The following is a 12440-nucleotide window of genomic DNA, read 5'->3' on the forward strand; positions in this document are numbered from 1 at the left end:
CGAAATAAATATTCGCCGCAGCGCTAGAAGCTAGCGGCCACGCACGAGCATCGGAGATACTTTTTGCGCATTCAATTTCAGCCGCTACCTCGACTTGTCCTCTTTCTTTTGGGATTGTTCGTAGGAATACTGGTCATTACACTCGCGACCCTGCCGCCGGCCCAGCAAATAAATCAAAGTCAGCTCGACAACTATGGTAGAACCATGGCTCGAATGGCCTCGCAGCAGGCCGTTGATGCAGCATTCAATCATGACTTATTGCGCTTACAAGTCATTCTACAAGGGGTAATGGACAACCCATTAACACAGCTCGCCACCATTCACGATGTCGAAAATAATCTCTTAGTGCAAGCAGGAGACTCGCGCAAACCAACCAAAAACAGCTCGAACTATACTGCTGCGATCCTATTGCACGACAGTATTGCCGGTTACCTCGGAATAACCTTACAGCAACCCACTCAAAGCTTAGCCGCACTGCAGTCCACTATTCTTTGGTTTGAATTGGTATTAGCCGCAATGATCGTATGGCTGATTTGGCGTAGTGGCAGTGTGGAAATTGACCTAAAGCAATGGCTTAGTCGACTGCCTGTCTTTAACGGCGGGAGTTTTAGCCAAAACACCGATCAACCGAGTGAAACACTTAGCTCTACTACGAACGAAATAGTCCCGATCAGCCTATCAATGACCACGGTGCCCTGTGTATATACAACTATTCGGGTCAAAAACCTCACGGTGCTTAAGCAACAGCTAAACGGTGCCAGCTTGCGCAAGACACTTACCCGCATGGAAACCATTATTGCCGATGTAGTTGCGCTCTACTCCGGCTACAGTTTTTCCTTGGAGGGTGAGTGTTATGTGCTGCGCTTCCCTATACATGAATCACAGAGTGAAGCCCTGTTCCGCGCTAGCTGCAGCGGCTACCTCATTGTTGAATTGGCCAGTATTATTCACAACATACCACTCGATCTTGCCGCTTTCGTTTCGGTGGCAAACCCGACAGACGAAAGTGCAGACCCGCTCCCCGGAGAACACCCAAACGAACAAGCCAGCGACGCTGAAACGACGCAGGAAAATGAAGTGAGCAACTTACCAATTGTCGGTTTAGCGCTAGATTCGCTTGCCGCTCGCGACCCACTTATTGGGCGCCGCTTACTTATTGTCGATGTCAGTAGTGGTGACGACCGCAAGCTCGTAACGGGCTTCCGTCAACCCTACCAAAATTTGCTAGAAAACCAACGTGTAGAATTTGAAAAACTGAGCGCCCGCTAGGCTCAGCAATTGGCCTAGTATCTGTCACTGTTCGGTCATACTCTTACACTACTCTTGTCCGCATTATCCCTCCATTCACACCTAGAATCGAGAACGGACAGGCGCACCATGATCAATGTCGAACAGGCTATTCACAGTAAATTCCCCAGCTTTGCCAGCAAACCCAAAATGCTGCGCAACCCCACGCTTACACTACTCAAAAAGCTCGTTCACGAAACTGAAATCAATGCTTTTTTACGTGACAACAACGACGCTCGAGGGTTCGACTTTATCGACCGAGTGTTCAGCTATTTTAACTTTAGCTACCGCGTAGACGCGCGCGAGCAGCGGCGAATACTTAAAGCTGGACGACTAATTATCATCGCGAACCACCCTATTGGCTCGCTCGATGGCTTGGCATTGCTAAGGATGGTAGGCGAGGTGCGACGCGATGTGAAGGTCATCGCAAACGATATGCTGATGAACTTCGAACCCCTACACGAGCTATTTATTCCGCTAGATAATATGACCGGTGGCAGCACCCGAAAAAGCTATAAAAACGTCATTAAAGCGCTAGAAGATGAACAGGCAGTGATAGTATTCCCCGCAGGAGAAGTCTCTCGCGCACGCCCGTCTGGGGTAAAAGATACGCGTTGGAGACCCGGCTTTTTACACTTTTCTCGCAAGACATCGGCGCCTGTTCTGCCAGTACACATCAACGCAAAAAACTCGCTATTTTTCTATGCCGCCTCGTTACTTTTTAAACCGCTGGGAACCGCCCTGCTCGCCCACGAGATGTTTAACAAACGCTCCGCTAACATTGCTCTTACCGTCGGTGAATTAATTCCGAGCAACCGGCTGAGCAGTAAATCTGTTCAGGATCGAGCACTCGTTAAACGTGTAAAAAGACACATTTATCGGCTTGGCCAACAAAAGGTAAGCGCCTTTGTCAGTGAGCTTCCCTTGGCCTCTGCCCAGCCACCGAAAAAACTTTTTACCGAACTACAAAACAATAAGCTGATCGGCGAAACCCGCGACGGCAATCAAATCTATCTCGTCGACTGCGCAAAAAAATCTGCAGTATTAAAAGAAATTGGCCGCTTGCGAGAACTGGCATTCCGCATGGCGGGAGAAGGCACAGGTAAAAAACGCGATATCGATAGCTACGACCTGCACTACCGCCACCTAGTGCTGTGGAATGCTAAAAATCAAGAGATAGCCGGCGCCTATAGAATTGGTGAGGGGAAAAATATACTTGCGAACTTTGGCGAAGAGGGGCTGTACACTCGAAGCCTATATAAATTCAAACCCGAACTCGCCCCCTACTTTGAACAGGGAATTGAATTGGGACGCAGCTTTGTCTCACCAAAATACTGGGGAAAGGCCTGTTTAGATTATTTATGGCAAGGCTTGGGGGCTTATATCGCTCACAATCCAGATGTGCGCTATTTGATCGGCCCCGTCAGTATGAGTGCCGATTACCCGCGCCAACTGATGAATACCCTAGTTTACTTTTATCGACGCTATTACGCCTGCGAACAACAACTGGCCGAAGCAAACCATCCATACTTGATTAGCACCGATACCCTTGACGAACTTGACCAGCTATTCGGACCGGCCGATGCCTCAGAGGCATTTGATTTGATGCAGGAGAAATTTAACGCGGGCGGTCACAAGTTACCGGTTTTGTTTAAGCAGTATGCCGCGCTGTATGAACCCGGCGGATTTAAATCGATAGTGTTTAGTCGCGACCCCGATTTTGGCGACTGTCTCGACGGCCTGTGTATGGCCGACGTTTGGAGCTTAAAAGAGAACAAGCGTAAACGCTACATTCCAAAACTTTAACGCTCGCGCTACAAACCACGTTGTTTTCGCGAGTAAGTCTCTTTTGCTTCCAGTCTTTTGCGGTCGCTCTTGCGCAACAAGACATAGGTAGCGCCATAGCTGCCATGTTGTTTTTGCGCCGAGTGAAAAGCCAAAACCTCTTCAAATTGTGGCAACCAATGATTGACGCAACTTTTCAACAGCGCCGGCGTTTCGCGACCCTCGCCTTTTCCGTGGGTTATAAGCGCCGAGCGCACATCATTGGCAATGCAATCTTTTACAAACTGAAAAATCGTTCGGCGTGCCTGCTCAACGGTCATTCGATGTAAATCTAAACGCGCCTCGGGTGGATACTTACCAAGGCGTAAACTTTTGAAAACACCATGCTGTACACCAGCGCGCTGAAAGCTCAACACCGCTAACGGGTCAACCATGTCCACGGGCGTACTGAGTGGATCCGCCTTTGTACTGGTGGCAGCCTCAGCGCTCAAACGCCGAGCTTCTTTATCAACATCAGCATCGCGCGGCGCTTTAATATCAACGCGTTTCTCGACCTTAAGTGGCTGAACATCGTCACCTAAGAGACTGCTAAAATCGCCATCATCAGACATGATTATCTCTCACCAAAATGGCCAATTAATCTAGCCGCGTATACCCAAATACTGCAAACCCGACACTTAATATACCTAGGTAGCTACACGATCCGATAGCAAGGTTCGTACTCAGTCGTTGGGATCTTCATTCGCTTTTGCTCAACAAACGAGCGCAATAACTTTTCCAACGGCTCGATAATTTCGACGTCACCACTGATCAAATACGGGCCGTTTTCAGCAACGGATTTAATCCCATTGGCCTTAACATTACCGTCTACAATACCCGAAAACGCCTTGCGCAAGTTGCTCGCGAGCTTATGTGGTGGCTGTTGCTTATGAAGGCTTAGTGCCGCCATTTTTGCGTGCGTAGGCTCGAAAGGATGCTGCTGGTCATCGTCAATTCGCACCACCCAGTTAAAATAGTAGGCGTCGTGAGTAGCCCGTCGATAATCGGTAACCCGCTGCATAGCGTCACGCATTTTTTGAGCCACCAAAATGGGATTATCGACAACGATCTCATAGAGTTTTTGCGCCTCGGCTCCAAGCGTCAAACCAATAAATTCATCAATCTGCTCAAAATAAGCGGCCGCCGTGGGTGGGCCGGTAAAGATTAATGGGAAAGGAATATCTTTATTTTCTGGCAGCATCAAAATACCCAAAATATAGAGAATTTCTTCCGCGGTACCGGCGCCACCAGGAAATACCACAATTCCGTGCCCAGCTCGAACAAACGCCTCTAAACGCTTTTCGATATCCGGCATAATGATAAGCTGATTTACAATTGGATTGGGCGATTCTGCGGCGATAATACCGGGTTCAGTAATACCGATATAACGGCCCTGCACACGCTGCTTGGCATGCCCAAATGTTGCCCCCTTCATTGGCCCTTTCATGGCCCCAGGGCCACAGCCGGTACAAATATCAAGGCCGCGTAGCCCCATTTGATAACCGACTTCTTTCGAGTATTCGTACTCGACTTCATTAATCGAATGCCCACCCCAGCAGACAATAATGTTGGGGGTCCGCTGAGTGCGCAATAAACCGGCATTGCGTAAAATATGGAACACTCCGTTAGTAATCCCCTCGCTGGTATTCAGGTCGGCGTCGCACTTTTCCAGCAATTCATTATTAACGTAGATGATGTCCCGTAATGCCGAGAACACATGTTCCTTTATGCCTTGAACAATTTCGCCATCAACAAATGCATTTGCAGGAGCATTGTGTAGCTCCAACTTAATACCGCGCTCTTGCGTTACAACGTCAATAGAAAAGTTTTTAAACTGCTCTAAAACAAGTTGTGTGTTATCTGTTTCGGCACCGGTATTCAACGCGGCTAAAGCACAGCGTCGGAAAGTTTCATAAACTTGCTCGTTACCTCTATCAACTAATCGCGCAACTTCTTGCTGCGACAAAACCTCCATGGTGTTATCAGGTGTTATACGAGCAGAAATGCCCGTACTTTCCGGCCCCGCTCCTTGGGTTAATTCTAGGGTTGATACTTCACTCACTAACTTATGCTCCTTCCTCGTGCTGTGCGGTTAGCCTAATAACACTCGCGTATTTTAGTGTACGTGACCGTGTGCGATTTCTTCTTCGGTTGCTTCACGTACGCTGTCTACGGTAACGTCAAAATGTAGCTCTTTACCTGCCAGTGCATGATTGCCATCAATAGTAATGCCTTCTTCGCCAATTTCAGTTACAACAACATATTGCATGCCGCCAGAACTTGTTTGCGCTTGGAACTCCATACCTACTTCGATATTTTCAATACCACTGAACGCCTCGGCAGGAAGTGTTTGTACTAGCTCGGCCATGACTTCGCCATAACCATCCGCAGGTTGTATAACAACATTTTTTTGGTCGCCAACAACACAACCTTCCAACTCACGCTCTAGGCCTGGAATAATGTTGTCGGCACCGGCCAAATAATTTAACGGCTCACCGCCAGCAGAGGAGTCAATCACTTCTCCGTCTGCGCCTTTCAATGTGTAGTGAATAGAAACAACGCAGTTGTCCTGAATTTTCATAGAGTTCTCCTGCCCAAGGGCGTAAATAGCTGCCCGCAGGCATGAATGCTAATGTGTAGGGAAATGTTGAATGCGCGAGTTTAACGCAGACGCTGTTAAATTAGTACTTTAGCGCGGGGAAACTAGCGAGGTATTACCAGCTCACTCTAGGTATAAACAAGGGTGATTTTAGTGTTGAGTGAACTGGTATAGCATGACAAGACGCCAGCAAAGTGGCGCCCGCAGCATTATTTATTTAACCTATTTGAGATCAGGTTATCGACCACTGAAGGATCTGCGAGTGTCGAAGTGTCGCCCAAAGCATCCACCTCATTTGCGGCTATTTTCCGCAAAATACGCCGCATAATCTTACCTGAGCGTGTTTTCGGCAAGCCGGGCGCCCACTGAATAAGATCCGGTTTGGCGATAGGCCCAATCTCTTGAACACAAAGTTTTATTAGTTCGCTCTTTATGGCTTCACTAGGCTCTTCACCACTCATAAGGGTAACGTAGGCATAAATACCTTGCCCCTTGATGGCGTGCGGGCAACCGACAACGGCGGCTTCCGCTACTTTCGGGTGCAGTACCAGCGCACTTTCGACCTCTGCGGTACCCATACGGTGACCTGAAACGTTTAGCACATCGTCTACTCGCCCCGTAATCCAATAGTAACCGTCAGCATCTCGACGCGCGCCGTCACCAGTGAAATAGTAGCCGGGATAGGTACTGAAATAGGTCTGCACCATACGCTCGTGATCGCCGTATACAGAGCGGATCTGACTAGGCCAAGAGGACTTTATTGCCAAACTGCCTTCGCCCTCGCCTTCAACCTCGTGGCCGTCTCCATCCAGCAATACCGGCTCTACACCAAAAAATGGCAGTGTCGCGGAGCCGGGCTTAAGATCGGTAACGCCGGGCAAGGGTGTAAGCATGTGAGCGCCGGTCTCAGTTTGCCACCAGGTATCCATAATCGGGCAGCGACTATCGCCAACTACGCGGTAATACCATTCCCACGCCTCGGGGTTAATCGGCTCGCCGACGGTACCAAGTATGCGCAGTGACGCGCGCGATGAGCTTGTTACAAACTCATCGCCCTGCCCCATTAAGGCTCTAATCGCTGTTGGCGCGGTATAAAAAATACTGACGTTGTGCTTATCGCAAATCTCCCAGCAGCGCGCCGCCGTTGGGTAGGTAGGGACACCTTCAAACATCAGTGTGGTGGCGCCATTTGCCAGTGGACCATAAACGATATAGCTGTGCCCCGTCACCCACCCGACATCGGCAGTACACCAATAGATTTCACCTTCGTGATAGTCGAAGACGTACTTGTGGGTCATCGCCGCTTGCAGCAAATAACCACCGGTTGTGTGAAGTACACCTTTAGGCTTTCCAGTGGAGCCGGAGGTATACAAAATAAATAGGGGGTCTTCCGCGTCCATAGGCTCTGCGGGGCATTCGCTGCTGACCGACTCGATCGCGTCGTGGTACCAAACATCTCGGCCCTCATGCCAATCAATACTGCCGCCGGTACGTTTAACAACAACAACCGAACTAACACCAGGGCATTGCTTCAAGGCTTTGTCGGCATTCGCTTTCAAGGGCACGGCGCGACCACCACGAAGGCCTTCATCTGCGGTGATAACAACCTGACAATCAGAGTCGTTAATGCGATCTTTAAGTGCTTCCGGTGAAAACCCGCCAAACACTACAGAGTGCACTGCACCAATTCGAGCACAGGCCAACATTGCATAAGTGGCTTCGGGGATCATCGGCATATAGATGCAAACGCGATCACCTTTTTTTACACCACGGGCTTTCAACACATTCGCAAGCCGGCAGACCTTATCGTGCAATTCACGGTAAGTGATGTGCGCATCGACACTCGGGTCATCACCTTCCCATATGATGGCAACCTGATCGGCGCGATGCGCCAAATGCCTATCGATACAGTTGGTTGCTACATTCAACACACCACCGGCAAACCAGCTAGCCTCGCCTTTTACAAAATCATACTCACGAACCGTTTCCCAAGGCTTTTCCCAGCGTAGAAAATAGCGTGCTTGTTCAGCCCAAAACTCATCTGGGTGCGCAATCGAATGCTTATACATCCGTAGGTAATCGGCTTTTGAAATAATGGCATTATCGGCGATGGCAAGTGGTACGGGATAGACGGTCGACATGATCCAACTCCAGCAAGTTTCTGGGCACTAAAAAATATAAGGCGAGATACTACCCTATTTAATTTCTCGGTTTAATCATAACCGTTAATTAAATTAGTCGGTGAACGGATTGTAACTTGTTTGAGCTGGCGCAAATCTAGCGAGCCACAATAAAGGTTCAGGTAGATACTAAGAAGGGGGACGAAAATAAAATCGAGAACAACGACCTGTAACGACTACACTGCAACCAATACGCATACTGAAGCGGAAATAGCGATGAAGTATCACTGAATTGGCGAGCCGCAACCCGCACATCAGAAACGTCGACACATTATCAACGCCAACCAAAAGCATGCAGCGTGATATTAAAAGTGGCAATCTATGCTGCAAGCAGGCCGCCAACAATTAGGCGACCTGAACGGGTATGCTGCTAGAGGTTCGTTCAACGGAGTTGTCGCGATTCAAATAAACTAAACGCGGTTCAAACTTGTCGGCTTCAACATCTTCCATTTGTGCATAAGCGGCAATAATAATACGGTCGCCTACCTGTACTTTACGCGCAGCCGCTCCGTTCATAGAAATCGTTTTTGATCCAGCCGCGGCGAGAATCACGTAGGTGGAGAAGCGCTCACCATTATCAACATTATAAATATCAATGCGCTCGAACTCCCGCAACCCTGCGAGCTTCACTAAATCTGCATCTATTGCACACGAGCCGTCGTACCAGAGCTCGGCCTGGGTAACACACGCCATGTGCAATTTACCCTTGAGAAGCGTAATTTGCATGCTTACAACCTCAATTTGATGGCGCTCCCAGCTGAAGGGAGACATTGTCGATTAATCTAGCCGCCTTGGTATACATGGCGCCCAACAGGGTAATACTCAAATCATCGTGCGCAGCCGGCTCTAATGTTTTGCTATTACAGACACTAACGTAATCCGGTCGAAAACCGGCATTTTCTATCTGGCGCTTGGCTTCTAGTTCAAGCTGGACAAAATCGCGCTCACCGGCAAGGATTTGACCCTCAATCCAGCATAAGGTTGCCTGCAGCTGATTGGCGCGCGGCCGCTCTTCAGCGGTGATAAAACCATTGCGCGAACTCATTGCCAAACCATCAGCCTCGCGAACAATATCGCCAGCGATAATCTCCACGGGAATACAAAGGTCTTCAACCATTCGCCGTATTATAGCCAATTGCTGGTAGTCCTTAACACCAAACACCGCCACATCTGGCTGCACAATGTTAAAAAGCTTGGTAACCACCGTAGTTACACCCTCAAAGTGACCGGGTCGGCTAGCACCGCAGAGCACGCTCGCCATACTTGGCACGATTACACGAGTCTGTGCATCCATGCCATTCGGGTAGATTTCAGCTTCGTCTGGGCAGAATAAGAAGTCGCAGCTAATCGCTTCCAGTTTAGCGCTGTCTTGCTGAAGCGTTCGCGGGTAACGATCCCAGTCTTCATTTAAGCCAAACTGCAGACGGTTGACGAAAATACTAGCTATGACAATATCGCAATGCTGCTTTGCTATTTCAACTAGCGCCAGATGCGCCGCATGCAAATTGCCCATGGTTGGCACAAAGCCAACGCCCTTTCCTTCAGATCGCGCTTGGCGAATGGCGGCACGAACGCTGCTAACGTGATGAAATATTTGCATAGGAGGCCGTTTCAGGAGGTTTAGTTATCGCGAGAAAAGTATTCGGGAGCGAGGTTGTCAAAACGGGTGTATTTACCCAAGAACGCTGCTCGGCAGGTGCCAATTTCGCCGTTACGCTGTTTGCCAATTATCAGCTCGGCCATACCCTTGTCGTTACTTTCTTCGTTGTAGTACTCGTCTCGATAGATAAACAAAATAACATCGGCGTCCTGCTCGATTGCGCCTGATTCACGCAAATCTGAGTTCATCGGACGCTTATTAGGGCGCTGTTCCACGCCGCGATTAAGCTGTGACAAGGCGATTACCGGGCATTCATACTCCTTCGCTAACGCCTTAAGAGAGCGAGAGATTTCTGAAATCTCTTGGGTACGCCCTTCGGTACTACCCGAGATCTGCATGAGCTGCAGGTAATCGATCATGATCATGCCAGGATTGCCGTGCTCACGTGCAACGCGACGAATACGTGCGCGAACCTCGCTGGGAGACAATCCTGCGGTATCATCGATAAACAGTTTTTTGTCTTTCATCTTGCGAAAAGCGGCTTCGAGCTTTGGTAAATCTTCGTCGCTTAATTGCCCGTTGCGCAACGCCCCTTGGTCGATGCGCCCCACAGAGGACAACATTCGCATAATCAATGAGTCCGCCGGCATTTCCAGGCTGAATACCAACACGGGTTTGGGCTGAGAAAAAGCTGCTGCCTCGACAAAGTTTAGCGCCAGTGCCGTTTTCCCCATTGAGGGTCGAGCGGCCAAGATAATAAGCTCGCCGTTTTGCCAGCCTGAGGTTTTTTCATCCAGCTCGCTTAAACCTGTAGAGAGGCCGGTAATATCGCTATCGGAATTTATTAACTCGTCAATTTTTCCTGCCGTTTTTTTCAACAGCACATTTACATCGAGAAAACCGCCCTCTTTAGGTCGATCTTCGGAGATATCAATTAATTTCTTTTCAGCAAACTGTAGTAGGTCCGCAGACCCCATACCGGCGGGGTTGTAGCTGGCACGCGTAATTTCTGTCGCCGCCGAAATAAGCTGCCGCAAAGTAGAGCGCTCACGCACAATACGCGCATAGGCAACTACGTTGGCGCTACTCGGAACATTGGTGGCAAGGTCGGTGAGATAGTCCAATCCGCCGCAAGAACTCAGCTCGTCTTGCAGGCTTAGGAATTCACCAAGGGTAATAACATCGATAGGCTGCTCACGGTCGATGAGTTTGACCATGGCCTGATAGATCTTGCTGTGCGCAGACTTGTAAAAGTCTTGATCGTTAACCGCTTCTGCAACCGCATCAAAATGGGTTGCATCCTGCATCAGCCCGCCAAGCACCGACTGCTCCGCTTCAATAGAATGCGGCAACGGCGTGCCAGCCTCTGACGATTGCGCCAGTTGCGGATATTCTGGAAGAGTCTGATGATCTAATTCGTTCATTCGGCAAACCAGTAAGGGTTACAGCCTGCGCACCTAGCTAACAGACGACAACCGCTGAGACAACAAGGGCGCAGCTCAAAAAATGAGTTGCGCCCTATTGTAACCATTTTTGTAAATGTGTTCTTAGTAAGCATTAGCAGGCTAAGAACATACAAAAATTTACTCGGCTTCAATTACCAAGGTAACTGTCTGCGTAACATCTACGTGCAACTGAAGATTGATTTCGAAAGTACCCAAGTCACGTAAAGTACCCTGCGGCAACTTAACTTCAGACTTAGACACTTCGATACCTGCAGCTGTGATCGCATCTGCGATATCGCGAGTACCAACAGAACCGAACAACTTACCTTCGTCACCAGCTTTAGCAACGATAGTGAAGGTGCCTTTTTCTTCCAACAACTTGGAGCGACCTTCTGCGGCAGTTCGACGATCTGATGCAGCGGCTTCAAGCTCAGCGCGACGTGCTTCAAATTCAGCGATATTGGATTCAGTAGCAGGAATTGCTTTCCCCTGCGGTACCAAATAGTTACGGCCAAATCCGGCTTTAACGTCGACTTTATCGCCAACGGTACCCAATTTACCAACTTTTTCGAGCAGAATAACTTCCATCTCGGTTTCCTCTAGAGTTTCAGCAGCGCTTATGAGCGTTGCATCAAATTAAATCGTTTTCTGTAATCTAGCCAGACATCGGTGAGACCGATAACCGACAATGCCAAAGCAAACGGCGGCACAAACAGCAAACCAAAATAAAGAACCACCAACGACCAAGTACCCAGTTTATATTTCGCCTTAACACAGTGCGCTAAACCAATACCGGCTATCAATAAGGGCAACCCAAACACGCTTGCCCAAAAAATGTAGTCCAAACCTTGAGTACTGCAGTAAACCAAGCCTAGCGCGCTAGCAAGCGCCAAAGGCAAGGTTAAGCGCAAACCGTGAAACTCCGCCTGAAAACCGCCGGGGTTGTACAGTAAGCTTTGCCACCAGCGAGCAACAAATACACCAACTAGCACACTTAGTGAAATCCAGTAGGCGATAACTCCAGAAGCGCGCGTTATTGTCCAGTCACTGAACAATTCGGCTTCCGCAGCCGTTGTTAACTCGGCGTTTGTTTCTAGAAACCGACGGAAAAACACCGTCAGTTCCGCAGTCACATTGTCGGTCAAGGTAGCAACAAGCAACGCACTTAGCGTGCTAGCGGCTACCGTGACAGCAAGGGTAGCGGGCCAAGAGACGGTGAGCCGAAGCACCAACGCCGCCAGATAGGCTACTAACAAAACGGCTATGCCGCCGAGCGCCATCACTGCTCCAACCTTGCCAAACCAGAGGGTTGCCAAAGCGGGTAAACAAGCCCATAGAGTGACAAAAAAGCCTTCTTGCCACCCCTTACGCAGGGTAACTAAGCCCAGCGCACCTTGCGTTAAAAACGCCAAAAACGGGAATACGGTTCCCACCAAGGCCATCGACACTGCTTGTAACCGGCCACGCATGACAAATTCGGCCAGCATTCGCATCATAAGGCAATG

11 protein-coding genes are annotated in these 12440 nt (G+C 49.2%); 2 read left to right on the plus strand and 9 right to left on the minus strand.

From position 1 onward, the window contains the following. The first annotated feature begins 63 nt into the window (after positions 1 to 63). A complete protein-coding gene (locus IDZ20_RS01670; protein WP_188149696.1) occupies positions 64 to 1269 on the plus strand; it encodes a hypothetical protein in 1206 nt (401 codons plus the stop codon). Between the two features lie 108 nt (positions 1270 to 1377). Further along, positions 1378 to 3093, plus strand: coding sequence for a bifunctional ornithine lipid synthase OlsF (olsF, locus tag IDZ20_RS01675; protein ID WP_188149697.1), 1716 nt, complete (start codon positions 1378 to 1380; stop codon positions 3091 to 3093). Between the two features lie 8 nt (positions 3094 to 3101). On the opposite strand, the gene smrA is transcribed toward olsF, so the two are convergent. The 9 genes from smrA to IDZ20_RS01720 all read right to left on the minus strand — a co-directional run bounded on the left by smrA (position 3102) and on the right by IDZ20_RS01720 (position 12431). Continuing rightward, positions 3102 to 3683, minus strand: coding sequence for a DNA endonuclease SmrA (gene smrA / locus IDZ20_RS01680; protein ID WP_188149698.1), 582 nt, complete (start codon positions 3681 to 3683; stop codon positions 3102 to 3104). A gap of 83 nt (positions 3684 to 3766) precedes the next feature. After that, positions 3767 to 5173: a nucleotide 5'-monophosphate nucleosidase PpnN gene (gene ppnN, locus IDZ20_RS01685; protein WP_281250535.1), complete on the minus strand. Its 1407-nt coding sequence runs from the start codon at positions 5171 to 5173 to the stop codon at positions 3767 to 3769. A gap of 54 nt (positions 5174 to 5227) precedes the next feature. Continuing rightward, a complete protein-coding gene (locus IDZ20_RS01690; RefSeq protein WP_188149699.1) occupies positions 5228 to 5692 on the minus strand; it encodes an FKBP-type peptidyl-prolyl cis-trans isomerase in 465 nt (154 codons plus the stop codon). Between the two features lie 227 nt (positions 5693 to 5919). Then, on the minus strand, positions 5920 to 7851 hold the full coding sequence (acs, locus tag IDZ20_RS01695) for an acetate--CoA ligase (RefSeq protein ID WP_188149700.1): 1932 nt from the start codon (positions 7849 to 7851) through the stop codon (positions 5920 to 5922). 384 nt (positions 7852 to 8235) lie between these two features. Further along, the gene (gene panD / locus IDZ20_RS01700; RefSeq protein WP_188149701.1) at positions 8236 to 8616 is read right to left on the minus strand and encodes an aspartate 1-decarboxylase; all 381 of its coding nucleotides are present in this window, start codon (positions 8614 to 8616) and stop codon (positions 8236 to 8238) included. 10 nt (positions 8617 to 8626) lie between these two features. Continuing rightward, positions 8627 to 9490: a pantoate--beta-alanine ligase gene (gene panC / locus IDZ20_RS01705; RefSeq protein WP_188149702.1), complete on the minus strand. Its 864-nt coding sequence runs from the start codon at positions 9488 to 9490 to the stop codon at positions 8627 to 8629. A gap of 20 nt (positions 9491 to 9510) precedes the next feature. Continuing rightward, on the minus strand, positions 9511 to 10914 hold the full coding sequence (dnaB, locus tag IDZ20_RS01710; protein ID WP_188149703.1) for a replicative DNA helicase: 1404 nt from the start codon (positions 10912 to 10914) through the stop codon (positions 9511 to 9513). Positions 10915 to 11073: 159 nt separating this feature from the next. Beyond that, positions 11074 to 11523: a 50S ribosomal protein L9 gene (gene rplI, locus IDZ20_RS01715; RefSeq protein WP_188149704.1), complete on the minus strand. Its 450-nt coding sequence runs from the start codon at positions 11521 to 11523 to the stop codon at positions 11074 to 11076. Positions 11524 to 11552: 29 nt separating this feature from the next. After that, positions 11553 to 12431, minus strand: coding sequence for a hypothetical protein (locus IDZ20_RS01720; RefSeq protein ID WP_245792052.1), 879 nt, complete (start codon positions 12429 to 12431; stop codon positions 11553 to 11555). Positions 12432 to 12440: the final 9 nt, after the last annotated feature.

This window comes from Teredinibacter waterburyi (genome assembly GCF_001922985.1).
GTDB classification, from domain to species: Bacteria; Pseudomonadota; Gammaproteobacteria; order Pseudomonadales; family Cellvibrionaceae; genus Teredinibacter; species Teredinibacter waterburyi.

Excerpts from the sequence above, each read along its gene's own strand:
- panD (WP_188149701.1), bottom strand. The coding sequence starts at position 8,616 with ATGCAAATTACGCTTCTCAAGGGTAAATTGCACATGGCGTGTGTTACC.
- acs (WP_188149700.1), bottom strand. The coding sequence starts at position 7,851 with ATGTCGACCGTCTATCCCGTACCACTTGCCATCGCCGATAATGCCATT.
- panC (WP_188149702.1), bottom strand. The coding sequence starts at position 9,490 with ATGCAAATATTTCATCACGTTAGCAGCGTTCGTGCCGCCATTCGCCAA.
- IDZ20_RS01720 (WP_245792052.1), bottom strand. The coding sequence starts at position 12,431 with ATGATGCGAATGCTGGCCGAATTTGTCATGCGTGGCCGGTTACAAGCA.
- rplI (WP_188149704.1), bottom strand. The coding sequence starts at position 11,523 with ATGGAAGTTATTCTGCTCGAAAAAGTTGGTAAATTGGGTACCGTTGGC.
- IDZ20_RS01690 (WP_188149699.1), bottom strand. The coding sequence starts at position 5,692 with ATGAAAATTCAGGACAACTGCGTTGTTTCTATTCACTACACATTGAAA.
- smrA (WP_188149698.1), bottom strand. The coding sequence starts at position 3,683 with ATGTCTGATGATGGCGATTTTAGCAGTCTCTTAGGTGACGATGTTCAG.
- olsF (WP_188149697.1), top strand. The coding sequence starts at position 1,378 with ATGATCAATGTCGAACAGGCTATTCACAGTAAATTCCCCAGCTTTGCC.
- dnaB (WP_188149703.1), bottom strand. The coding sequence starts at position 10,914 with ATGAACGAATTAGATCATCAGACTCTTCCAGAATATCCGCAACTGGCG.